Consider the following 26,327-nt stretch of genomic DNA (forward strand, 5'->3'; position numbering starts at 1 on the left):
GTGTGTTCAAGAGAATGTAATACATGAAAGAATACCTGTTCATAGTCCTAATTACAATGCTCATATAGAGTCATACCATAGATATTTACAACAAGAATGCCTTGCCGGCAGGCTGTTTAAAAATTTTAAAGATGCAATTAACACTATTGAAAAATACGTAGATAACTATAACTTTAAAAGAATACATTCTTCAGTTGATTATAGAACCCCAAATGAGTTCTATAATCTAAAAAATAGTAATTTTAAGAATAAGCTAGTAATTAGCATTTAGAGTCTACTTTTGTGGGGCCAATCCGAAAATGATAAATTATATTATTTAATTTAATTGCTTCACCTTCGTAGCTGAGATTTTAATCTTGGCGGTCTTTAATATGAATGTAAAGTTAGACTATATAATAAAGGGTTGTATCAAAATAACTTAGTTAATAGATTAATTAATAAGTTTAATTTAAAATTATAAACTATATTATTAAATTAATGAAAAATATAAGGCTATCGGTAAACTTTAAATACCAATAGCCTTTTTCTAGTTTGGATTTCAATATACTATAGGGTTCCAATTTCAAATAATACATTTATCAATCTGAAAACTTTTTTCTTTCATCAAGGAACAGGAATTATTTAAATAAGTATTTCTTTTAAAATTGATTTAGAAACTCTTATTAATTTGTGTTTTATTTTCAAGACCTGAACCCAAGGACGGGTTCAGCGACTGCCTAGACAGGACGTCGATTCAGCCGTTTAGTCTTGGAAATAAAATGGCTAATTTATTAGAGTTTCTTTGAAATTTTTATGAATAACGTTTTAAATAATTCCTGTTTCCTTTACTAACATTATTCTCATTTAATATTTGAGTAATTTCATTTTTTAACTTGGAACCCTATATTTTAACAAAAATATTTTTGATACAGCCCTAGCTTAATTACCTGCTACAGTAACACCTTTAAGTTTTATTGACTTAGGTCCTACAAATTTACTTGTTTCAAATATTTCCTTTGATAATATCATATTTCCTTGAGCATCTTTAACATTTCCAGATATAGATCCTCCTGTTATTGGAATTGTATTTTCACCATCATAGTAAAATCCAAGTCTTATTTCACCACAGAAGTTTCCAAGTGATAGATCCATATCAAAAGCTGAAAATGCTAATAAATCTAGATGTGGCTCTTTTTTCATTTCTGCAATTGTTGTATTTCCACTATTAACTACTAATTTGTTTAAATTTCCAGTTGCCTTAGTCTTCAAGTAACTAGAATATCTAAAATTACCATAATAACTCTTTAATATTCCATCCTCTATAATATTAGTTCTATTTAACATTACTCCATCATTATCATAAGGGTTAGTTCCTTCAAGACTTACGTTTATCTTATCTTCAATTATATTTACTCCTTGAATACTGTCTCCAATTTTAAATTTTGATCCTTTTGTATATATAGACCTAGCATTAGCTTTATACTGATAATATTCAAAAAAAGTTTGTACTGCCTCTTTGTTTAGTATAACATCATATTTTCCTGTTTTTACTGAACTTTTTGCTTTTGCTCTAGACTTAACAACTTCTATTGCTTCTCTTACACTTTCTGCTATAGTATTTTCATTTAATTCATCATAATTGTCTTTATTATATATTTCTACTTCTTCTCCATTTTCTGTCCAATCTACAACATACTCTATTTCTAAACCAAGTTTTGAAAAAGACACATCTATTCCTTCTGAATTTATTATTCTATTTTCTATTTTTTGCACAAATATTTCTGTAGAATTTATGCCACCATTATCATAGTGGTCATATTTATATAAAGCATTTTGAACTTTTAATGCTGTTTCTTCTAAATTTAAATCTTTATTCAAATAGGATTTATCTATAGTGTTTGCCCCTTCACTCTTAGGTAATGGATAATATTCATTCTTAACAAAACCTGCTGCATATAGACCACCCTTTAAATCTTCTAAAATTTCTTCATCATTCATAGTTGGATAAATATCAACTGTAGATTCTCCTCTAAACTTAATTTCATTTTCCTTAAAATCCTTATAAAGTGTAACCTCGTATTTTGTTACATCTTTTTTTCTATTCATATCTAATTTTTTTCTTATAAAAAACAATTCTTCACTTTTTATCTTAGTAATATTTATCTTATAAATCTCTGCTTCTAATTTTTTTAAAGCACTCAAAATTTTCTCAACCATTAGCCTAACCTCACTTTCGTTTTTATATAAGGTCCTCCACAAGATACCTTAACCCATTCTTTTGAACCCTTACCACAAAAGCCTGCACCCTCTAATGAAACATTTTCAGACACCATAGATATTGACTTCAATAAGTCTGGTACATAACCAGTCATTATAACTGGTGAATATATTTTTCCTGTTAATTCTCCATGCTTTATCTCTTTTGCCATAATAGCAATACATTGAATGCCCCAGTTTTTAGGATCTTCCATTCCACTTCCACTGCCTTCTATTAAAAATCCATAATCTATAGATTTTATCATATCAGTAAGTTTATCCTTACCAGATTCAAAGTAAGTATTAGTCATTCTTGAATATGCCTTTCTTTCATAGCTTTCTCTTCTTCCATTAGCAGGTATAACATTTAATTTAGATGCACTTAAAGTATCACAAAGACCTCTCTTAAATATTCCTTTATCAATTATTATTGTATCATTTGCCAAATTACCCTCATCGTCAAATACATATGAAGCAGTCTCATTTACTCCTAATGCTCCATCATGCATTGTTACAAGTTCTGAAGCTATTTCTTTATTCATATAATACTTAGATTTAGCTCTATCTTTTAAGAACATGTCCATTTCCACACCATGTCCAAAAGCTTCATGTGCAATTAACCCTGAAATAGCAGGTGAACAGATAACATCATATTCTCCTGGTTTTATTGGTTCTGATTTTAATAATGCTAATCCATTTTCAACTAAAATTTCTACACCATTTTCAATTTCATCTAACAACTCTGCTCCTTTTAATCCTGAAAATGAATCATATATAACTTTTGTATTTTCACCTTCTGATGTCATACATATTAACATTCCATTGCTCCACATGTAGCTTTCTTCTAAATCTTTTTTCTTAGATAAAAATATTTTGTTTATTTGAGCATATTGATATATTGACTTAAATTGTATTATTTTATCTGAAAGGCTCATGCCTTTATTGTTAATTTCAGTTAATCTTTTTATTATCTTTTCATCACCTAAGCTTTGTGGTGAAATCTCTACTGGTTTCTGCTCTTTTTTATTTATAGGTTCTTCTTTTATTACATCGTACTCTATTAATTCTAAATCATTTTCAATTTTATCACTAAAATTTTTAAATTTATTCTTTATGTCTAATACAATTTTTCCTACATTTTTATCATCGATGTAATTAAATGAATATTCCGAATAATTAATTCCATTATATACTCTTACTACAAAACCTCTTTCTGCCACCATTACTTTATCTATATGTATCTCACTATTAGATACTAAATATTCCTTCCCCTTTGAGTCTGTAGCTAATACTGAAACATATTTAAAATCTTTATCTAATTCATTGATTAATTCTTTTAAATATGGTTTCGATTTTTTTAAAAATTCACTAAACTGTATCTCCATATTTCCCCCTCCTCATTCTATAACTTAGAACTTAAAATAATTTTCTTATTATTTTATAAACTCTTTAATAAAAAAACATCTTTAATTCTAATTTGTTTTCATAATAGTTTTATCACTCTATATTATAATGCTTGTAAAAATCTAATATGTTTATTTTTTGTAAATATACAAATATATTTCATTAACTTTTTTTAAACTTCTAATCATAATTTAAAGGCTATGCACTTATAAATGCATAGCCTTTAAATTTATATAATCTCTAATAGTTCCTTAAAATTATTTATTACGTCTATATCTTTTAATTTATTCTTATTATCTAAGTAATCCTCTTTATCTCTACATATTAATATGCTTCTAATTCCTAACTTTTCTGCACCCTTACAGTTTTTTAGACTATCATCAATAAATATAGCTTCATTAGGCTCTACACTAAGTTCTTTAAGTGCAGTAGTGTACATTAAATCATTAGGTTTTGTAACACCTTGAAATGATGAAATAACAATAGCTGAAAAATATTTTGTCATATCAGCCTTTTTAAATACATTTAAAAGAGATGGCCATGCATCTGAAACCACAGCTAACTTATAGTTCTTATGCAATGTAGGAATAACTTCTATAACATCATCATAAAATCTATACTTGTCATAATTGTAAACTAAATCTTTTGTTACATTTTCTATATTTTCTTTTGATACATTTAATTCTTTAACAGTGTCAAAAAATATATTGTAATATTTCAAAAAATGTCTATACTCTTCTTCCTCTGTAACTATAAAATCTTGCTTTGAAATATAGTCACCTGCTAACTGAAAAGCCTTATTAATTTGTTCAATATTTAATTTTTCAACTTTCTTTTTATCTACATATTCAAAAAAATTAGGTGTTACAAACCATTCCCCAGTCACAGGCCCATTGAGTACCTTTCCAGAATCTATTAAAATTGCTTTTACCTTTCCCATATTCCCCTCCTATATAGTGTTCCAAACGCAAATTCAAAATAATAACTTTATCAAATGATACTACTGGCCTTACATTTTATTCTATTATCATGTTTGGAACCAATTAACAGTTAGCAATTATAAGTGATGGTTAATTGTTCATTTTTGTACAACACTTTAAATTGCTCTTTCTAAGTTCAAATGATACTAGAGATATTACCCTTTTTATATTTTAAACTTATTTATATTATTTATATTTATGATATTAATCACAAATAAAACTATGCCTAGAATTATGAAAATATTACTTAAACTTATTTTTTCTCCTAAGTATCCTGCTAAAGGAAATAATATAATCATAAAAGCTGAATAACTCATACTATCTACTGATATTAATGTTGCTCTTTGCTCCGAAGGTATTTCTTTATTCAACAAAGTAGAACTTATCACATATAATATTGCATCAAAAAAACCTACAATCACAAATAATATCACACTAAATTTATTATCTAAAAATCCCACTAGTATTAAACAAGTTGATATACAAGAAATCATAATAAATATAGTTCTTGCTTTAAGTATTTTTTTAATTTTAACAAACATAAGATTACCTAAAGTACTACATATGCTTTTTATAACAAAAATAATAGCTATAACTGTTATACTAAATCCTTTTACTTCAAAAAACTTTTGTCCATAAAAGTATAGCATTGCTGTAAAAGTATCTACTAGTGGGAAAAAAAATAATATAAATTTAATTTTAGAATCATCTTTTATAATAAAATAACTTTCTTTAAAATGCTTCTTTATATTCACTTTCTCATCACATTTATATTTTGGCTCCTTAAAAAGTAAGGCTACATTTAGCGCTGTCAAACTAATAAGTGCTGCTATTACATAACTTATCACAAAACTTTTTTCTGATAAAACCCCGCCTATAAAAACAGCAATACCTGAAGCTACCTCTATTACCACATTCAATTTACTAATTATACTTGAATATTCCTTTTCTTTTCCTAATTCTTTTAAAGTATCATATATAAGAGCTTCTTCTGAACCTGAATTCAAATTAAAAGATAATGCTGAAAATACAAAACCTAAAGCAAATCCTAAAAATGAATTTGAAACTAGCATAATTATACTGGATATAAAAGCCATTAATCTTCCCATAACTAATGTGTTTCTTCTTCCTAATAAATCTGCTATAGCTCCTGTTGGCGTTTCACATATAAAGCTAGTTATATGAAATATTGATTCTAATATCCCAATTTTAACTAATGATATACCCTTACTTGATAAATATAATACCCAAATAGCTGATGTAAAATCTAAATTACTAAAAATTCTATATAATATATCTACCTTAATATTCTTTTCTATACTTCTCATTTACTTTCACTCCTAATTTATATATTTTTTAATAAAAAAAAATTTTATCAAAACGATAAAATCTTAGGAGTTGCTATGTTCTTCTAAATTCCTATATAAACTGCAATATATTAATTATTAAACCTGCAAATTCATATAAAAAAGGACATACTCCTCCCATAAACATATGAAATTGCACCCTTTCCATTAGATGCGCCACATTTTGGAGTAAAACCTTTTTTAAAATTTAATTTGCACATGGCTTAATCTTCCTTTCTTTAAAATTTATATTTTAATCTCTATTTTTCTTTTAGGTCCAAATGATAAATTAACTATTAATATGTTATATAGGGTTCCAAGTTCAAATTTAAAGTAATGTCTTTCTCAAATGATAGTACTAATCCTACAGTCTATTTCTATATTTATATTTGGAACCAAGTAAGAGTTAAGAGTGAAAAGTTATAGTTGATATTACTCACTACGTTTTTATATTGTTTTCAACTAATTTGCTTAGCAAATTATCATAAAAATTGATTTTAAAAACTGATACTTCAGTTTTATCCTTCATTGTTAATTGTTCATCGTTAATTGTTAATTTTGTATAACACTTTAAATTTCTCTTTCTCAACTGAAACATGAATAACTTAAAGTTTCAACTTGTTTCCCTATATATCCATCTTAAATGTAAATTCTTTAACATTAGGTATAACATCATAAATAGATTTTCCTATTCTGTCTTCAAAATATTTTTGTATTTCAAAACTAGCTTTCCACTTATCAAGAGTAAATTCATTAAAACCATACCTCATAACTACATCAACAATTCTTTTTTCCATTAAACAACATCCATTTGGAAGTGCTACTGCATCACATAATTGAATTAACTTATCATATGAATCAAATTCTATACCATTAATGTAAGATTCTACAAAACTTAGTTCTTCATCTGAACAATCCCACTCTCCACATATAGAATTAATATTTTTATATGTAAATGAATGTGTTATAGAAATTCTAGCTGCTAAATCATATCCTTTTTCTATAAAAAAGTTATAACCATCTATTGTATGCCTCATGCTTGTTACTCCATATCTTCTTCCAATATCATGAATCATTCCTAATATATAAGCAACTTCCCCATCTAAATCCTTATCATTATCTGCAATACTTTTAGCTGCTTCGGCTACATTTAAAGAATGTTCTACCCATGGTCCTGGATTTAATTTAGATGCTTCATCTAAAATTAATTTGGCTTCTTCCATAGTTGGAATCTTTAAATTTTGCATAACAAAATACTCCTTATGTTTTAATTTTATTTCTTCATAATTATATCCAATTTTGTAAATTTTGTCAATTTTCAGTTAATTATTTCATTCACAAAATAAATTTCTATATTCATTTAAAATGTATGCTTAATAACTTAAAGCATACATTTAATATTTATTATAATTTTTTAACCATTACTTTTTCATTGTTTATATCTAATTCCCCATTAAACTTAAAACCAAATTTTTCATATATGTGCATTGCACACTTATTATCTTCATATAAACTTAAAAATATTTCATCACAATTATATATTTGTGTTAAATGATTTATAAGGGCTTCAAGCATAATATGACCTAATCCTTTTCCTTGATATTTTTTATCTATTAAAAGTCTATCAAGCCACACTCTTCCGTTTTTACCTTCATCCTTAAAAAGTCCATACATTGCAAAACCTACTAAAACACCATCACTATAAAGTCCAACTGGCCTATATGAATTACACTCTTCAGCCTCATTAAGACACTGTCTAGTTGTTTCAATATAAGAACTTTGACTTTCATTTACATTTAATTCTAAAATATCTTTTAAATTCTCTTTATTAACATCTTTAATATCTATCTTCATACAATATAATCCTTTCACAAACTAAATTTATCCAACTTTTTCATAATAGTATATGACGTCTTCAATACTGTGTCAATATAATTAATATATTAAAATAACGTTTTGCAAGGTTAAAACCTCGCCTACAACTGTTGGGACTTTCAATATCAATTCTTAGTTTCTTCGTAGCTGAGACTTTAGTCTTGGCGGTCTTTTATATGGATGCAAATTTAGAAATAATATATTTAAATGACGTTTTGCAAGAATGAATTCTCGCCTACAAATGTTGGGGTTTTTAATTTAATTTCTATTCCCTTCGTAGCTGAGGTTTTAACCTTGGCGGACTTTGATATGAATGTAAATTTAGAAATAATATATTTAAAAGACTTTCTGCAAGGTTGAAACCTCGCCTACAAAGGTTGGGACTTTCAATATCAATTCTTAGTTTCTTCGTAGCTGAGACTTCAGTCTTGGCGGTAATGTATCCTTGCTAAATTTTATTGCTTTCACCTTTAAAATATACTAATCACCAAGAGGGACGGACATCTCATGAATCAATCACCTTTTAATAATTTACTACCATTTTAAATAGTATACTTATCTAAGAAAGTAAAGTCAGTCCCTAACAGATTACAAATTTAAAAGTAATATAAATAACGTTTTTCAAGAATGAATTCTCGCCTACAAAGGTTGGGACTTTCAATTCAATTTTCATTTATTTTTTACGTATTAAAGAGGTACACAAAAAGAAAAGCTAAGGTTTATTCCTCAGCTTTAGGTTTTTATTTAATTATTTCTAATACATAATTTATAAAATCATTTAAATTACCTTTTGAAATAGATGCACCTTTATTGATTTTTCTAGTTACAAAATTGTATTCACAAGATCCATAGTTGAACCCAGGATTAGATACTACAATGCTTGATTCTGAAATATTATATAATGATTTATTTATTAAAATGTCTTTACAGAACTTTAACAACCTTTCATAGTCTTCGAGTAATCCTGATGAAACTAAGTTTACTATATAATAAAATAAGTTATATCCTCCTTTTAATTCTGCCATTTCTCCTTTAGATATGTAAAATGTTTTCCCTGTAGCATAAAAATATTTCATTGCCCCAAATGTTAGTGTTTTATATTCACTATTAATTTCTATTTCAGAGTTTTTTAACTCTTGTATACTTTCTTCTATACTATCCCAACTTCTTGATTGAGCCGTTGAATTATCTTTTACTACTTGTTCAAATTTTTCTAAAGATTTTTCCAAATCTCTTCCTTTAGTTACTATTGTGTCATTTATTAATATAACGAACTCACTATTTTCATATGTTAAAGTTATTTTATTATTCATAATACGCTCCTTACTTGTAATGTTTATTATATAATATCAATTATCGATTGTTTGTTAAATTAATTTATCCTTTTTATATTATTTTCTTATATATTTTTAATATTCATTTCATCATCAAATACATATTTATTGATTTCATTTAAATAACGCTTTGCAAGGTTAAAACCTCGCCTACAAACTTTGAGACCTTCAACTTAATCTCTGTTTTCCTTCGTAGCTGAGACTTCAGTCTTGGCGGTCTTTGACATGGCATCTCATTCTTAAAATAATATATTAGAATAACACTTTGCAAGGTTGAAACCTCGCCTACTTATTAATTGAAAATTGAAGATTAAAAATGACGTTACGCAAGAATGAATTCTCGCCTACAAAGGTTGGGACTTTCAATTTTATTTCTGTTTTCCTCGTAGCTGAGACTTTAGTCTTGGCGGTCTTTGATACGAATGTAAACTTATAAATTAATATATTAAAATGACATTTTGCAAGGTTAAAACCTCGCCTACAAAGATTTGTTGTTGATGTGAGATTACATTAAAATAACTTTATGTAAGGTTATAAATTCACTTACAAACTTTGAGATTTTCTTTATAAAAAAAGCCACCTACAACTTAATATTGTAAGTGGTTATATATTTTATTCTACAAAAGCATCATTTATAAATCTAGCTGTTGCTGCTTTAACTGCTACAGCTAATGGTATTGCAATTACAAGTCCTATACCTGTTGTTATAGACGAAGTTAACAAACTTGCAACAGCACCTTGCCATCCTTTAAATAAAGCCCAGTTAAATACAAAATATCCTAGTAGCGAAACAACTCCTCCTGCTACAAATCCTAATATATTGTAACTTAAACTTTTACCATTATTACCATTGGCAAAAGCTATTTTGCCTGTTACATACCCCATAAGACCTTTTACAATAAGAGTTGGAATTACCCAAAGTGAATATCCTGGTGATATTAAATCAAATAGTGCACATCCAATACCTGCTGGAATAGCTGCTTCTTTACCAATAAGAATAGCTATTATAAATATCATTGTAGTTCCTAGATGAATCATAGACATACCACCACCTATAGGTATTGGAATATGTACCCAAGTACCTACAAAACACAGTGCTGTAAATAATCCCATTAATATAATTTTCTTTGTTTTCAAATTACTCCCCCCATAATCAAACAAATTCTACTAACAATTCAAACCTTAACCTAATTTTTGAATTATTATGTACATATTTACATTTTTTTAATATCTATATACATAATAATATATTGGTTTAATTTAGTCAAACATACATTATATTACATTAATTTCAACTTTTCCTTATTTTTTTCTGTAATAATTCAATTTATATTGACTTATTCATATTCTAGTTGTAACTTATTTATATACTAAAATAAAATTCAAATTAAAAGAAGGTGATTTAAATATGAAAGTTGAATTTGATAAAAAATTGTTTAAATATGGTGTATATATAACTTTAACAGCAATTGTTATATATGTTTCATTTTTACTACTATTCAACATAGGTACTATTTTTAAAACAACTTTTGCTATTTTAGCTCAATTAATTAATTTAATTAAGCCATTATTAATAGCCATTGTTATAGCATACTTGTTATTTCCTATTACTAATGGAATTGAAAAATTTCTTGATAAAAATAAGTTTCATAAATTTAAAAATGAGTCAACAAAGCGTGTATTGGCTATTTTAGGTGCTTATCTTTTAATAGTAGGTATTATTATGCTTTTAATTTGGGGTATTTATTTTATGATTGGTGGTCAATTATCAAATAATACAACATTAACTAATATAATAGATGAGATTACACAGTATTTAAGAAATAGTTCATTATCAGCTACATCCATAAAAACAGCTATTGAAGGATTAAATATTCCACTTTTAGATAATCTAGAACCACATATTATAAATGCAATTAATTCTTTACAAACATACATTGCAAGCAATCTTGGAAATATGACATCCTCAATTATGTCTATTGGCAGTAGTATTGCTTCATTCTTTATTGCTTTTATAATTAGTATCTACCTTTTAAAAGATTATGAATACTTTTTATCTCTTTGGAATAAAATTTACTACTTAATATTTGGAAATAGCATTTTAGGTGGTAAAATAACTCATATTTTCAAAGTTATTCATGATGTATTTGGTAAATATATTCGTGGACAATTATTAGAAGCTTGTTTTGTTGGAATACTTTCTTCTATAGCACTTGCTATTGCAGGCATAGACTATGCCATTGTCATAGGTTTAATCGCGGGAATATCTAATATGATTCCTTATGTTGGCCCTATAGTTGGAACTGTTCTTGCTGGAATCATGGGACTTGCTAGTGGAAAACCAATAAAAGTTCTCTATGCAATTATTGCAATGCTAATAGTACAACAAGTAGACAATAACCTTTTAGCTCCAAAAATTGTTGGAAACAGTGTTGGATTACATGCTGTATTTACAATGATGGCTATTTTGATAGGTGGTAATATTGGTGGTTTATTTGGTATGTTACTTGCAGTTCCAATAGCTGCATCATTAAAAGTTCTTTTTAATGATTGGTATGATAAATATACAAAAACTGAACGTAAAAATAAAAAGAATATTATTTCTTAATTTAAATGAGGCTTTTATTTTATTATATAAAATAAAAGCCTCATTTTATAATATTATTTTATTTGCTATAATTAGTATAAAATTCATTTAGACCTTTTGCTCTTAATTTACATACTGGACATTTTCCACATCCCTCTCCAATAATTCCATTATAACAAGTTAATGTTTTATTCTTTATAATTTGAAATGCTCCTAAGTCATGACTAAGTTTCCATGTATCACATTTATTAAGCCACATCAATGGAGTATGGATTATAAATTCATAATCCATAGCTAAATTTAAAGTTACGTTTAAAGATTTTATAAAACTATCTCTACAATCTGGATATCCACTAAAATCACTTTCTGAAACACCAGTAACAATATGCCTTAATCCTTTATTTTTTGCATATATTGCTGCAAAACTTAGAAAAATCATATTACGTCCCTCAACAAAGCTGTTAGGAACTTTTTCATCATTTTTAACTTCATCAACTTTAATATCTTGTCTTGTTAAAGAATTTGATGTAAGGCTATTTAATAATGACATGTCTAAAATATCATAATGAATATTATACTCTTTGCAAATGTCACTAGCACATTTGAGCTCTAATTTATGTTTTTGTCCATAATCAAATCCTATTGCTATTACATTCTTAAAGTTTTCCATACACCAAAATAGACAAGTAGTACTATCTTGTCCTCCACTAAGAACAACTAAAACATCTTCATTTTTCATAACACTCATTATCTATTGTCCACCTTTTCTGGATACATATCATGCCTTATAAGTCTATTAAAAGCTACCTCTTCCCATTTAGTACCTTTCTTACCATAGTTACAATAAGGATCAATAGATATTCCTCCTCTTGGTGTAAACTTTCCCAATACTTCTATATACTTAGGGTCCATAAGCTTTATTAAATCTTTCATTATAATATTCATGCAATCTTCATGAAAATCTCCATGATTTCTAAAACTAAATAAATATAATTTTAAAGATTTACTTTCAACCATTTTTTCATTTGGAACATATGATATATAAATTGTTGCAAAATCTGGTTGTGATGTTATTGGACAAAGACTTGTAAACTCTGGACAATTAAACTTTACAAAGTAATCATTATCTTTATGTTTATTTTCAAAGGTTTCAAGAATTTCTGGTGTGTATGAAAAATCATACTTTACATTTCTATTTCCTAATGAATTCAATTTTAAATTTTCCTGCATAATTATTCTCCAATCTTACCTTTAAATATTTTTATTAAAATTACACCTAAAATAGCTGGAACAACTTGTCCAAGGCACAAACTAATAGCTAAAACCTTATAAGGCACAATTAATATTTGTGATAACCAAATAGGCACCAAAAGACCTGGAATAAGTATTATAGGAATTGCTACAAAACATATATTTAATTTAAACTTTCTAATTAAGCAAATTAAAATTGAGGTTATTACACCTACTAATCCTCCACCTAAAATATCAAATATACCTAATCCACCTAGTAAAATATTAGATATGACGTTCGAAAGACCAAGGGGTAAAACTAAGAATGGACATAGATAAGCTAATGCATACAATGTTGTAGCAATACGAATTTGTACTGCACCAAATGAAAAACTTTGAGTTAAAAACATTATTACTACGTAAAGTGCTATTACTATACTTGAAGTAGTAAGCTTTTTGGTTTTTAAACTTCTATTATCTATTTCCATAAAATCACCTCCAAAAAAATAAAAGATGGAGCATTGCTCCATCTTAAAACACATAAATAAACTTTTTTATGCTCTCCTAGTTTTGTTTAGAGACAGGATGGTCAACGAACTGTCTTATTTAATTTATTTTACTTTCTTGATTATAAATTATATTTTTTCTAAAATCAAGGAATTATTATATGATTTTACATAAATATATTAAATATCTTTGAAATACTTTACAAAATAGATTTTTATAAGATAACTATCATGTTATAATTAAATTGCATATTCTGTAAGTTTATGTTTTATATTAATGTTTTTAAAAATTTTATGCACTTTTAAGAAAGGACTATTTTTTATGAAAAGTATAAAAACAAAAATATTGTTTCCAATTTTTTTAATGTCAATATTTTTCATTGGATTTATGGGAATTCAGTTTATCCATACTAAAACGAACTTAAATCTCGTAAACGAAATGAAAGATAAACATTTTACTACTATGCTAAAAGCAAATGATTTAAAATTAAGTGTTGTTCAAGTTCAACAATGGCTTACTGATATAAGTGCAACTCGTGCTGCCGAAGGCTTTGATGATGGCTTCGAAATTGCTGAAGATTATGCCAATAATGTAAAAACTATTTTAAGTGAACTTAAAGATTTAAACCCTAAAAGTGAGTCAATGCTTAATGATATTGAAAAAAGTTTTGAGCCTTATTATGAAACTGGAAAAATAATGGCCTCTGCTTATATTATTGATGGGCCTTCAAAAGGTAATAAATTTATGGAAGACTTTGATGCAAATGCTGAAACCATTAATAAAAAAGTTGATGAATTCAAGATTATATCAAGTGAAAATATTGATAAAAGTATAAATAACATTAATAAGTCTGTTGGTAAAACCACTAACTTAATTTTAATAGACCTATTTATATTAGTTATTATTTCAGCACTTTCAACAATGTTTATAAATAAAAATATACTTATACCTATAAACAAGATATTGCTAAAATTAAATGATATGTCAAATAACAGCAGTGATTTAACTGAACATATTGATTTTGTTAGTAATGATGAAATCGGCAGACTTGCTTCAAGCTTTAATTTAATGCAAAATTCATTTAGAGAAATAATTAAAACTATTACCTCTGAATCACTTAGTGTTGAAGACAAAGTAAAATCTGCAAATACAACTATAAATGAATTAAACTTATTAACTGAAAATGTGTATTCAATTACCGAAGAAGTTTCTGGTGGAATGGAAGAAACTGCTGCATCTACAGAGGAAATACGCGCATTAGCTTCTGAAGTTAGTAGCAATATAGATTTAATTGCTAAAAAAGCTAAAGAAGGTTCAAATGAATCAAATATAATTAAATCTAGAGCAACTGAACTTAAAAATGTAGCACTTACTTCTAAAATCAATGTAGAAAAAATAAATACAGAAACTCAAACCAAACTTTTAAATGCTATTGAAAATGCTAAACAAGTTGAAAAAGTAAATGTTTTATCTGATGCTATCTTAAAAATTTCATCACAAACTAATTTATTGGCATTAAATGCAGCAATAGAAGCTCAAAGAGCTGGTGAAGCTGGAAAAGGATTTTCCATAGTTGCTGAAGAAATAAGAAAACTTGCAATAGACTCTAAAGATACAGTATCAGAAATTAGAGCTGTTAATGATTTAATTGTTGATACCGTTACTAATTTAGTAACTACTTCAAAAGAAATGATAGATTTTATAAACGCTAACGTTATAAGCGATTATGACATGATTGTAAAAACTGGTGAACAATATAATGATGATGCTACTATGATTTTTAACATGACCAAAGATTTCAGTGAAATGTCTAACAACATAATGATTGCAATGGAAACTATAGTGCAATCTATAAATGAAATAAGTGATTCTACTAATTCTTCAGCTAATGGCACTAATAGCATTGCTGAGAAAATGAATTTTCTTTCTGAAAAATCTCATTCTGTAGTAAAGCTTATTGATGAAGTTAATACTAGTAGTAATACACTTAATGATACAGTAAGTAATTTTATAGTATAAAGTACATAAAAACAGAGTATAAAAATCCTTATACTCTGTTTTTTATTTAAATTTTATTCCTTGTATAATCCTCTTAATAATTCTATTTCTTTTTGGTATCCATCAAGTTCATTTGGCGTTTCAAGGAAAAATGGTAAATGGCGTAATTTAGGATGATTAATTATATTTTTAATTGCTTCTATTCCTAAAGATCCTTCACCTATTTTTTCATGTCTATCTTTATGACTTTCAAAAGGATTTTTACTATCATTTAAATGTATTGCTTTCAATTTATCAAGTCCAATTATTCTATCAAACTCTTCTAAAACCCCATCTAAATTATTTACTATATCATATCCAGCATCATATACATGACATGTATCAAGACAAACACCCATATGATCTTTTAATTCAACTTTACTTATTATCTCTTGTATTTCTTCAAAACTTCTTCCTATTTCCGTTCCTTTTCCTGCCATTGTTTCTAATAAAACTGTTGTTGTCTGTTCTTCTTTTAAAACAGAATTCAACATATCTACTATGTACTGAATTCCAACTTCTACACCTTGTTTAACATGACTACCTGGATGAAAATTATATAGATTATTAGGTACATATTCCATTCTCACCAAATCATCTGCCATCATTTCCATTGCAAATTTTCGAGTATCTTCCTCTTTAGAACAAGCATTTAAAGTATATGGTGCATGAGCAAGAATCACTCCAAAATTATTTTCTTTTGCTATTTCTAAAAACTCTTTAACATCCTTCTCGTCTATATCTTTTGCCTTTCCACCTCTAGGATTACGAGTAAAAAATTGAAAAGTATTAGCTCCAATTTGAACTGCTTCCTTTCCCATATTTTTAAAACCCTTACTAGTTGACAAATGACATCCTATATTTAACATATATCTATCTTCCTCTCTTGTTTATTCTAAAAGCCTAATTAAAAATAATATATAACCATAAAAAATTCATCTTGGAGAATAAATTCCCCATTATAATATTCTTAATAAACATAGTTTTAATAGTAAGTATAGGGTTACAAGTTCAAATTCAAAATAACAAATTTATCAATTGAAAAGCTTTTTTCTTTCATCAAGAAACAGGAATTATTTAAATTAGTATTTCTTTAAAAATTGATTTAGAAACTCTTATTAATTTGTGTTTTATTTTCAAGACCTGAACCCAAGGACGGGTTCAGCGACTGCCTAGACAGGACGTCGATTCAGCCGTTTAGTCTTGGAAATAAAATAGCAAATTCATTAAAGTTTCTTTGAGATTTTTATGAATAACGTTTTAAATAATTACTGTTTCTTGGAATACTACTATTCTCATTTATTATTTCAATAATTTCATTTTTCAGCTTGGAACCCTATATAACTATTACTTTATATGTTTTAACTAAATTGCTCTTCAAATTATTATAGAAATTGATTTAAAAAACTGAGGCTTTAGTTTTATTGTTAATTATTAATTCTTGTACAATAGTTCAAACTTATATATCTAAATGATACTACAGTTATATAAAACTTTGCAATGGATAATTTTTATTATTTAAAAGCTTTTATTATTATTTTATTTCTTCATTAAAATTTTTAAATAACTCTTCACCCATTTCATTAAGCGATTTATTCTTAATTTTCAAAAACCAAAGTGCTGGACTAAGTGTATTATTATCATTCACTACTTTCATAGTTTTTATATTATTTCTTTTATCATAAGAATCATTCATAATTGCATAAGATGGACCAAACGAAATTGCCATATTTTGTTCTACTGAATTTATTATAGAACTAAAATTATTTGTTTGAAACAAAACATTAGCAGACTTTTGAGTTTCATTTTCAATATGACTCAAATAATTTAGTAAAAATTTATCATTATAAATAGCTAACGGTTGGTTAATAATATTTTCATAATCTAAAATATCAAAACTAGCAATTGGAGAGTTTTGATTAACTAAAAAATAAAATTTTCCATCTATAATCTTAGTAATTTCATAATTTAAATTGTGATTCTTAATATTATCAGAAAATGCAATCAATGCAAAATCTAATTTTTCTTGTTGCAATAAAATTAATAACTCTTCAGTATTTTGCTCAATTATTGTGCTTTCAATAAATGGATATTCATTTTTCAACTTTTGAAGTGACTTAATAAGCGGAGAATTAATTCCTGGAATACATCCAATTCTTAACTTAACTTTAGGACTTTGAAATTTCTTATCACAATATGCATATATATCTTTTTTTCTTTCTAAAATCATATATGCATTTCTAATTATATACTGTCCTTGTATTGTTGGAAAACTTCCCTGCTTTGATCTTTCAAATATTTTTATTTTTAATTCATTTTCAAGTGAAGAAACTGCTTGACTAATAGCTGAAGTGGTTAAATGAAGTTTATTAGCAGTTTTTGAAAAACTTTTTTCTTCTGATAATGTTGTTATAATTTCAAGTTGTTCAAAATTCATAACTTACCTCTTTGTATTAAGTTGTACTTAACTATATGTTAAGTAACTTTATTTTTACTTAATTATATCATAGTTGTAAAATTTAAATATAATAAATTAACAAAGGAAGTGTAAATAAATGTGTACTAGTTTAACTCTTAAAACTGAAAACGGATATAACATTCTTGCTAGAACAATGGATTTTGCAATAAAACTAAATGAAGAAGTTCATTTAATACCTAGAAACTATAATTTTATTAGTGATATAGATAAAAAGCCTTTAAAAGTCAAATATGCTTCAGTTGGTATGGGAATGTTAGTAGATAATCATCCTGTACTTGCAGATGGTGTAAATGAAAAAGGATTAACATGTGCAACTCTGTATTTTCCTGGATTTGCCGACTTTGAAAATGGACTTAGCGAAAATAAAACAAATATTGTAGCCTATGATTTAGTTGTATATTTACTATCTCAATTTGCTGATATAAATGATGTAAAAGCCAATATGTCCAATGTAGAAATATTATCTAAAAATATATCTGTATTAGGTGTAACTCCACCTTTACATTGGATTTTATGTGATAAATCATCTAAGTGTATAGTTATTGAAAAAACAATTAATGGCTTGCAAATTATAGATAATCCTATTGGGGTAATGACAAACAGCCCAAATTTAGAATGGCATTTAAATAACTTACGCCAATATATAGGACTTAATCCTAAACAACTTTCACCTACTAAATGGCAAGATTTAGACTTAAGTCCATTTGGTCAAGGTTCTGGTACTTTTGGATTACCTGGTGATTTTACTCCACCATCTAGATTTGTTAGAGCAAGTTATTTAAAAAACAATATCTTAAATGTAAAAACAGAAACTGATGGTGTAACAGCTGCCTTTCATATATTATCTGAATGTAATATTCCAAAAGGTGCAGTAATAAAACAAGATGACTCTGTAGACTATACAATTTATACATCTGCAATGTGTAGTGAATCTGGTTCTTATTATTATCACAATTATGAAAATCGCCAAATATCTGCTGTTCACCTATTTAATGAAAATTTAGACTCAGACAAAGTAAAAGTATTTCCAAACTGCAATTCTCAATGTATAAATAATTTAAATTAAGATTATTTATTAATAATTGTATAAACTAAAGTGTTAAATTGAAACCTATATAAAACTTAAACTAAAAAAGGTATGAACTACAAATTAAAGTAGCATACCTTTTTATTAATTATGAGAAAAACTCTTTATGTTCAATATCTACTATATCTTTAGCATTTACTTTTATATCTACCACTCCACTAGCATTTTTCCCAACAAGTCTAATTGAATACTTTTCATCTTTTGATGTTTTAAAACTTATATTGCTATTTTCTTTAAAATCTATTTTTTTCTTAATCACATTATAATTAGAATCTAATACTACAATACCGAAAGTTCCATTTTCTATATTACTATTATCCTCTATACTAATATAATTATTTTTACCTGATTTAAACTCCATGATTGTCCACTTTCCAGTAAACTTTTCAAACTCAAAACTGCAATAATTATAGTCATTTTTATTATTGTTTGTAGATTTAACACTTCTCTCTTCTTCATTTTTACTACTCAAATATTTATCAGAACATATGTATGCAGAACTGCTTTTATATGAATTAATGAATAAACTTATCGTTATTACAAGTATTATAACAATTAATAATACTTTACCTCCTCTATTCACCACTACTCCCCCTTAAATTAACATTAAAATCCATAAAACAAAATAATTTATATTAATATTTTTTACTTTATAGTATAATTATGTAATTACATTATTTTCTATATTTAGTATATCATTTTCTTTTATTTTTTTCTAATATTCTATGGGTAAACAAGCTCAAATTTAAAACTATTTTTAAACTTTAACTACATTACTTAAAAAAATGTCTGTTTTAAGAAGCTTTCGAGTTAGTCTCACTCTTAAGAATGCAAAAATCTTGGAATTAATAATTTTTTAAATGAGCTTAAAACCCTATAATGTATTAAGTCTTATATTGCAAAAATGAGGTGACACAATGGAATTTAAAAATAATACTTATAAAGTAATTGATTACATAAAAATACCTTTTAAAGTTGATTCACTAATGACACTTTCAATAATATTTTTCAAAGTTTTAAGTGCATTAATTCCTAGTTTTCAAGTGCTAGCTATATCAAAATTTACTAACAAAGCTATTGATATTTTTAAAAATGGTAACATTAAAAGAATTTATCCTAATCTTATATTAATAGCTTTGTTAGTTGCACTTTCATTTCTATGCTCTACTTTAATTTCATTATCGAAATTAAAATTGAGTATAAAAGTAAACGAAAAAATTACTTTATCTTTAACAAAAAAACGAAGTTCTCTATCATATAAACATGTAGAAAGTAATTCTACTTGGGAACTTATTTCTAGAGTTTGTAATGATTCTCCTGAAAAAATCTTAAATGGATTTAATAATTTATTTGATATAATGGAATATTTGCTTAAAATTGTAAGTCTTGTGTTAATTATAGCATTTCATATATGGTGGATTGGAATAGTTGTTATACTAATTATACTGCCATTATTTTTGATTGCTTCTAAAAACGGTAAAGTTACTTATGAGGCTTTTGAAGAGGTTCAAAAATATAAAAGAAAGGCAGAATATTTAAAAGATATACTTTCATCAAGAGAAAGTGAAAATGAAAGAGCTTTATTTAACTATTCAGAAGAAATTGATAAATTTTGGTTTGAAGAGTATGAAACTGCTAGAAAAATAGAATTTAATGCTGATAAAAAAATTTTTATTAAAACTAAAATTTTAAGTATGACAACTGCTCTTTTATCTATGTTAATTGCTTTAGTACTGTTAATACCAATAAAAGATAATAAAATGAGTGCTGGCATGTATATGAGCTTAGTAACTGCTTCATTTAATCTAGTGAAACATATGTCTTGGGAACTAACTATGGTTATGCAAGAATATACAAAAAATAAATTATATCTAAAAGATTTAACTAAGTTTTCATATTTAGAAGAATTACCTAGTTCTTATAAATTTAAAGATAATAAAATTTTAAATACTGCTTTAGATAGCATAGAATTTAAAAATGTATCTTTTAGCTATCCTGGAAGTCATAATAAAATACTTTCTAATCTCTCTATGAAATTAGAAAGTAATAGACAATATGCTTTTGTAGGGAAAAATGGTGCTGGTAAAACTACCATAACAAAATTACTTACTGGACTTTATGATAATTATGAAGGTGAAATTTTTATCAATAATAAAAATTTAAGACTTTATTCTCAAAGTGAATTAAATGCTTATTTTTCTGTAGTATATCAGGATTTTGCTAAATATGCTCTTTCTATTAAAGATAATATTATTTTAGGTAAAATGGGACAATCTTTGAAAGAATATGATGAGAAATCTTTATTAAACACTGTGCTTAAAAATGTAGAATTACTTGATTTTATAGATAATTTACCAAATGGAGTTAATACTAATCTTGGAAAACTCACTGAAGACGATGTTGACTTATCTTCTGGCCAATGGCAAAGAATAGCAATTGCTCGTTCACTAATTAGTTCTTCACCTGTTTGTATACTTGATGAGCCAACTGCTTCTCTTGATCCAATTACAGAAAGTAAACTTTATTCTCTCTATAATAAAGCTAGCAAAGAAAAACTAACAATGTTAATTACCCATAGATTAGGCGCTGCTCGAATTGCAGATGAAATATTAGTTCTTAATAATGGAACTATTATAGAAAAAGGTTCCCATGATTATTTAATTTCAAAAGAAGGAATTTACTCAAAAATGTTTGAAGCACAAAGGAGTTGGTATGATGAATAAAGATTGTAAAAATATATCTCTTTGGAAAATGGTACGTACTATACTTCCTCAAACCTTTTTTGTTTCACCTAGATTATTTATATTAACTTATGTTTTATTTGCTCTAAATGGTGTTTTATTTGCTACATTTACTATTTGTCTTCAAATACTTTTTGATAAAATAACAGATTTCACACTGAATAAATGTAGTTTAAAAACTGTTATCCTAGCTTTGTTTCTTTTATTTTCTGTAAAGATCTTTGAAGAACTTGCTAGTGCTTTTGCAAATTTCATTGCAGAGTCTTATGATTCAAGAAGTTTTGGAAAGCTATCCCGTATTGTTAATTTGAAAATTGCTAGATTAGACCCTATTTGTTTTGAAAATTCTTATACTTTAGATGATATAAATAAATCTTATACTGGAATAAGATATGCAATAAATTTTATCAATACTATATTAGATGTTGGACTTTTTTATTTACCATATTTTTTATTTATGGCAATATATCTTTTTAATTTAAAACCTATTTTATCATTATCTTTAATTCTTGTATTTGTACCAGTTTTTATAAGTCAAATATTTAGAATCAAAGTTTTTGCAAAATTAGAAGATAATTCAGCTCCTCTTAGAAGAAAGGCAAAATACTATGAAGATTGTTTAACATCAAGGGAGTACTTAAAAGAAACAAGACTACTAGGGGCATGTCCTTATTTTATGAATTTACTTAAAGATAGTATTTCTTCTTTAAACAAACTTAAATGGATATATAACTTTAAAATTAATATATTAGAATTTTTAATGAATTTATTATCGCTTTGTGGTTATTTAGGCATCTTATTTATGCTTTTTTCTGCATTAATAAAAAAAGAAATTACTATAGGTGCTTTTGTAGCTGTATTCTCTTCTATAGATAACATGTTTAATATGATGGAGGATATTATCTTAGGTAGACTTTCATATTATGCTGAAAACTTTGGTAAAATTCAAAATTACTTAAGATTTTTAGCACTTCCAGAAAGATTCACTAAAAATACTGAAGAAAAAAGAATTCATCATGGTGATATTACTTTTAAAAATGTAACTTTTTCATATCCCAATGCTGAAAAAAATGCTTTAAATAATATTAACCTTACTATTAAAGAAGGTGAAACTATTGCTATTGTTGGTGAAAATGGCTCTGGCAAATCTACTTTAACTCGATTAATTGCAGGATTATATTTGCCTAAAACTGGAACTGTAACTCATAATAATAAATGTACAACAGATTTTAACTCAAAATCACTATTTCAAGGAGTATCTAGTGTTTTTCAAAAGTTTCAAAAATATAAACTTACTTTAAAAGAAAATATTACAATAAGTGATTTAAATTCAAATTGTAAAATTCTTGATAAAGTAGATTTAGCGCTCAATGATGCTGGAATTAATTTAAATCCTAAATTATTTCCCTATGGATATAATACTATACTTTCACCCGAATTTAATGGCACTGATATTTCTATTGGTCAATGGCAAAAGGTTTCTATAGCTCGTGGATTTTATAAATCTCATGAAGTTATAATCTTAGATGAGCCTACTGCTAGTATTGATCCTATAGAAGAAAATAAAATTTATACAGATTTTTCAAAAATATCTAAAGATAAAACTGCTATAATTGTAACGCATAGACTTGGCTCCGTTAAGTTTGCAAATAGAATTGTTGTTATGAATAATGGTGAAATTGAAGATATTGGAACTCATAAAGAGTTAATATCTAATTGTAAGCTGTATAGAGAAATGTGGGAATCACAAGCACAATATTATATATAAAAAAATAAATGGTAAAATCTTATATTTTTAAGATTTTATCATTTATTTTTTTATTATTTATTTATTATTTATTTATTTCTACAACTAATTTTTCTATTTCTTCTTTTTTTATTTTAGATTCACTTTCTTTCTTTTTAGTTAGCATTTTTATTATAGTTTTTTCAAAAAAGTTCATCTTGTCAAAATCATATTCATAACCACAGTAACTTTTATATAAGACTTTATCTAATAATTCTTTAGGGAAATTAGCATTCCATTGCTGTTCTAATTTCTTTTCGTCTTCCATTCCTGCACACATATAAAAATATAACTTCTTATCTTTTAAATAGCTCAAATTCTTTTCTATCCAATCCTTTAATGTCTTAGGTGCTTGTCCTGCTTTTATACCTGTTCCAATTACAACTTTATCTATTTCTTTTAGATTAAGTAATTTCCATTCCATTACATTTACAACTTCTACTTCGCCATTTATTTTATCTTTAATCATATTTGCTACTTTTTCACTAGTTCCATAATTACTTCCGTAAACTATAGCTGTTTTCATAAAAAACCACTCCTCTATATAGACTCTCTATAATTTTTCTAATTTACATATAAATACATATTATATTAATTATTCTATATTGTAAACACCTGATTATGTTTATTACTTATACATTTATTATAACACTTTGCAAGGTTGAAATCTGGCCTAATTATTAATTGAAAGTTGAGAATTGAAAATGATTTATAATATTATTTAATTCAATTTTTTCTCCTTCGTAGCTGAGACTTTAGTCTTGGTGGTCTTTGATACGAAATTAAAATTCAAAATAACACTTTGCAAGGTTGAAACCTCGCCTACTTATTAATTGAAAATTAAAGATTGAAAATGACGTTATGCAAGAATGAATTCTCACCTACAAAATTTGGGACTTTAATCTTGTCCGTGTTTTATTCATATATGATTTTCCAATGTTGAACTTTGTTTATAATAAAAAACAGCTTTAAAATTTAAAAGCTGTTTTTCTATTTCATTTATGTATTAAATTATGCATATGCTTTATGTTTCTTACCAGCTTTTATTGTTGCTATGTTATTAGCATGATCTCCTATTCTTTCAATGTTTGATAGTAAATCAAAGAACATAACACCTGAATCAGCTAAACACATTTTAGAGCTTAATCTTTTAATATTATTCTCTCTAAATTTAACTTCTAGCTCATCTATTTTTTCTTCCATTTCTTCTGCTATATTCTCATTTATGCTTTCATGGTTTTCATAATTTTCTATTGCTAAATCCAATGCTCTTAATGTAGTTTCAAACATTTCCTTCACTTCATCTATTGCATCTTCTGACATTTCAATTTTCTTATTACATTTCTCTAAAGCAAGTTCTGCTATGTTTTCTGAATGGTCACCTATTCTTTCTAAGTCATTTATAGTATGATATATTTGACTTACCAATTTAGCATTTTCTTCTGGTAAATTCTGTTCTGAAAGCTCTACTAAATATTCTGTTATATCTTTTTCTAAAATATTTATTGTATTTTCATTTTCATAAATCTTTTCAATATTTTCTTCTTTATCATTAAAGAAAGTATTCATGGCCAATTCAAAGTTTTCCTTAGCTTTTTTCGCCATTCTTATAGTTTCTTTAACAACTTGAGCACTAGCAACTACTGGAGTTTCTAGAAGATTTTTATCTAAATAGATTGCTCCTTGAATTTCTATTTCATCATCCTTTTCTGGCAACATACGATCTACTAGTTTAACCACATATGTTGATACTGGAAGCATTACAACTGTTATAACAATATTAAATATAGTGTGTGCATTTGCTACTTGTCTTCCTAAATTATCAGGAGTCATATGTGCTACTATTTTTACAACTTGTGATACAAATGGTAAGAATAATATTGTTCCAAAAATCTTGAATAATAAATGTATTAATGCTGCTTTTTTTGCAGTTCTATTAGCTGTTAATGATGCTATTATTGCAGTTACACATGTTCCTATGTTACAGCCTAGAACCATTGGGAATGCAACTTTCATATCTATAGTTCCCGCTGTAGCAAGTGCTACTAAAATTGCTGTTGTTGCTGATGAACTTTGCAGTACCGCTGTCATTACAACTCCTACAAATACACCTAATAATGGATTAGTACCTACAACCAAAATAAAATTTTTAAAAGATTGTAATTCTGAAATTGGCTCCATTGAAGATGACATCATTCCCATCCCCATAAATAATATACCAAATCCTACAGAAATTACTGCTAATTCTTTTGTTTTTTTCTTTTTAGCCGCCATCATAAGTATAGCACCTACGCCAATAAATATAGGTGCTACAACTTCTAGTTTAAAACTAACCATTTGAGCAGTTATAGTTGTACCTATATTAGATCCTAATATTACGCCTGTAGCTTGAGTTAAAGACATAAGTCCTGCATTAACAAAACTAACAACCATAACAGTAGTCGCACTAGAACTTTGAATAATAGCAGTTACTATAGTACCTACAAATACTCCCATTAGTCTATTACTTGTTATTTTTTCTAAAATACCCTTTAGACCTTCACCTGCTACATTCTCAAGTCCATCACCCATTAGTTTCATTCCATACAGAAATAAACCTAATCCTCCAAAAATACCTGTAAAAATTTCAAAGTTACTCATAAAAAATTATTAATCCTCTCGCTTTATATTATTTATACACCATAACTATTTATCACCAA

Annotated in this window: 22 protein-coding genes; 6 read left to right on the forward strand and 16 right to left on the reverse strand. The window is 26.4% G+C overall.

Going from position 1 to position 26,327, the window contains the following annotated elements:
* Positions 1–271 (forward strand): integrase core domain-containing protein (locus AC07E4_RS11090; RefSeq protein WP_478216413.1); only part of this gene is annotated, 271 nt, incomplete at its 5' end.
* A gap of 647 nt (positions 272–918) precedes the next feature.
* Here AC07E4_RS11090 and AC07E4_RS11095 read toward each other — a convergent pair.
* The 8 genes from AC07E4_RS11095 to AC07E4_RS11130 form a co-directional block, all read right to left on the reverse strand.
* Positions 919–2,196 carry a metallopeptidase TldD-related protein gene (locus AC07E4_RS11095; protein WP_478216414.1) on the reverse strand — a complete coding sequence of 426 codons (1,278 nt, stop codon included), beginning with the start codon at positions 2,194–2,196 and terminating at the stop codon, positions 919–921.
* Positions 2,196–3,620: a TldD/PmbA family protein gene (locus AC07E4_RS11100; protein ID WP_478216415.1), complete on the reverse strand. Its 1,425-nt coding sequence runs from the start codon at positions 3,618–3,620 to the stop codon at positions 2,196–2,198. The genes AC07E4_RS11095 and AC07E4_RS11100 overlap by 1 nt, the downstream gene beginning before the upstream one ends.
* Positions 3,621–3,868: 248 nt before the next feature.
* On the reverse strand, positions 3,869–4,579 hold the full coding sequence (locus tag AC07E4_RS11105; RefSeq protein WP_034439760.1) for an HAD-IA family hydrolase: 711 nt from the start codon (positions 4,577–4,579) through the stop codon (positions 3,869–3,871).
* 204 nt (positions 4,580–4,783) lie between these two features.
* The gene (locus tag AC07E4_RS11110; RefSeq protein WP_430829409.1) at positions 4,784–5,947 is read right to left on the reverse strand and encodes an MFS transporter; all 1,164 of its coding nucleotides are present in this window, start codon (positions 5,945–5,947) and stop codon (positions 4,784–4,786) included.
* Positions 5,948–6,591: 644 nt separating this feature from the next.
* Positions 6,592–7,212 carry an HD domain-containing protein gene (locus AC07E4_RS11115; protein ID WP_040330939.1) on the reverse strand — a complete coding sequence of 207 codons (621 nt, stop codon included), beginning with the start codon at positions 7,210–7,212 and terminating at the stop codon, positions 6,592–6,594.
* A gap of 157 nt (positions 7,213–7,369) precedes the next feature.
* Positions 7,370–7,819 carry a GNAT family N-acetyltransferase gene (locus AC07E4_RS11120; protein ID WP_430829411.1) on the reverse strand — a complete coding sequence of 150 codons (450 nt, stop codon included), beginning with the start codon at positions 7,817–7,819 and terminating at the stop codon, positions 7,370–7,372.
* A gap of 761 nt (positions 7,820–8,580) precedes the next feature.
* On the reverse strand, positions 8,581–9,153 hold the full coding sequence (locus tag AC07E4_RS11125; RefSeq protein WP_478216416.1) for a hypothetical protein: 573 nt from the start codon (positions 9,151–9,153) through the stop codon (positions 8,581–8,583).
* Between the two features lie 633 nt (positions 9,154–9,786).
* The gene (locus tag AC07E4_RS11130; RefSeq protein WP_478216417.1) at positions 9,787–10,311 is read right to left on the reverse strand and encodes an ECF transporter S component; all 525 of its coding nucleotides are present in this window, start codon (positions 10,309–10,311) and stop codon (positions 9,787–9,789) included.
* A 271-nt stretch (positions 10,312–10,582) separates the two neighbouring features.
* Between AC07E4_RS11130 and AC07E4_RS11135 the strand changes: the two genes are divergently transcribed.
* On the forward strand, positions 10,583–11,782 hold the full coding sequence (locus AC07E4_RS11135; RefSeq protein ID WP_034438905.1) for an AI-2E family transporter: 1,200 nt from the start codon (positions 10,583–10,585) through the stop codon (positions 11,780–11,782).
* Between the two features lie 58 nt (positions 11,783–11,840).
* Here the strand turns inward: AC07E4_RS11135 and queC are convergent, their stop codons facing one another.
* The 3 genes from queC to AC07E4_RS11150 are packed head-to-tail and all read right to left on the reverse strand — an operon-like array spanning position 11,841 to position 13,479.
* The gene (gene queC, locus AC07E4_RS11140) at positions 11,841–12,500 is read right to left on the reverse strand and encodes a 7-cyano-7-deazaguanine synthase QueC (protein WP_478216481.1); all 660 of its coding nucleotides are present in this window, start codon (positions 12,498–12,500) and stop codon (positions 11,841–11,843) included.
* An 8-nt stretch (positions 12,501–12,508) separates the two neighbouring features.
* Entirely contained in the window at positions 12,509–12,991 is a 483-nt protein-coding gene (queF, locus tag AC07E4_RS11145; protein ID WP_478216418.1) for a preQ(1) synthase, read from the reverse strand.
* Between the two features lie 2 nt (positions 12,992–12,993).
* Positions 12,994–13,479 (reverse strand): QueT transporter family protein, encoded by a 486-nt coding sequence (locus AC07E4_RS11150; RefSeq protein ID WP_478216419.1) that lies wholly within the window; start codon positions 13,477–13,479, stop codon positions 12,994–12,996.
* Positions 13,480–13,819: 340 nt separating this feature from the next.
* On the opposite strand from AC07E4_RS11150, the gene AC07E4_RS11155 reads away from it, so the two are divergent.
* Positions 13,820–15,517 (forward strand): methyl-accepting chemotaxis protein, encoded by a 1,698-nt coding sequence (locus AC07E4_RS11155; protein WP_478216420.1) that lies wholly within the window; start codon positions 13,820–13,822, stop codon positions 15,515–15,517.
* Positions 15,518–15,570: 53 nt separating this feature from the next.
* Here the strand turns inward: AC07E4_RS11155 and AC07E4_RS11160 are convergent, their stop codons facing one another.
* Positions 15,571–16,404 carry a deoxyribonuclease IV gene (locus AC07E4_RS11160; RefSeq protein WP_430829415.1) on the reverse strand — a complete coding sequence of 278 codons (834 nt, stop codon included), beginning with the start codon at positions 16,402–16,404 and terminating at the stop codon, positions 15,571–15,573.
* A gap of 665 nt (positions 16,405–17,069) precedes the next feature.
* Positions 17,070–17,972, reverse strand: coding sequence for a LysR family transcriptional regulator (locus AC07E4_RS11165; RefSeq protein WP_478216421.1), 903 nt, complete (start codon positions 17,970–17,972; stop codon positions 17,070–17,072).
* 118 nt (positions 17,973–18,090) lie between these two features.
* Here AC07E4_RS11165 and bsh point away from each other — a divergent pair, with 118 nt between their 5' ends.
* Complete coding sequence (gene bsh / locus AC07E4_RS11170; RefSeq protein WP_034438917.1) at positions 18,091–19,080, forward strand: choloylglycine hydrolase; 990 nt, start codon at positions 18,091–18,093, stop codon at positions 19,078–19,080.
* A 109-nt stretch (positions 19,081–19,189) separates the two neighbouring features.
* Here the strand turns inward: bsh and AC07E4_RS11175 are convergent, their stop codons facing one another.
* The gene (locus AC07E4_RS11175) at positions 19,190–19,684 is read right to left on the reverse strand and encodes a hypothetical protein (protein WP_430829417.1); all 495 of its coding nucleotides are present in this window, start codon (positions 19,682–19,684) and stop codon (positions 19,190–19,192) included.
* Between the two features lie 334 nt (positions 19,685–20,018).
* Here AC07E4_RS11175 and AC07E4_RS11180 point away from each other — a divergent pair, with 334 nt between their 5' ends.
* Together AC07E4_RS11180 and AC07E4_RS11185 are read left to right on the forward strand one after the other, a co-directional pair.
* Entirely contained in the window at positions 20,019–21,824 is a 1,806-nt protein-coding gene (locus tag AC07E4_RS11180; RefSeq protein WP_478216422.1) for an ABC transporter ATP-binding protein, read from the forward strand.
* Positions 21,814–23,610 carry an ABC transporter ATP-binding protein gene (locus AC07E4_RS11185; protein WP_478216423.1) on the forward strand — a complete coding sequence of 599 codons (1,797 nt, stop codon included), beginning with the start codon at positions 21,814–21,816 and terminating at the stop codon, positions 23,608–23,610. Before AC07E4_RS11180 ends, AC07E4_RS11185 begins: the two co-directional genes overlap by 11 nt.
* Before the next feature lie 64 nt (positions 23,611–23,674).
* On the opposite strand, the gene AC07E4_RS11190 is transcribed toward AC07E4_RS11185, so the two are convergent.
* Positions 23,675–24,154: a flavodoxin domain-containing protein gene (locus AC07E4_RS11190; protein WP_430829418.1), complete on the reverse strand. Its 480-nt coding sequence runs from the start codon at positions 24,152–24,154 to the stop codon at positions 23,675–23,677.
* 485 nt (positions 24,155–24,639) lie between these two features.
* The gene (locus AC07E4_RS11195) at positions 24,640–26,268 is read right to left on the reverse strand and encodes a Na/Pi cotransporter family protein (protein ID WP_034438924.1); all 1,629 of its coding nucleotides are present in this window, start codon (positions 26,266–26,268) and stop codon (positions 24,640–24,642) included.
* Between the last annotated feature and the right edge of the window lie 59 nt (positions 26,269–26,327).

It is taken from the genome of Clostridium amazonense (assembly GCF_056431285.1).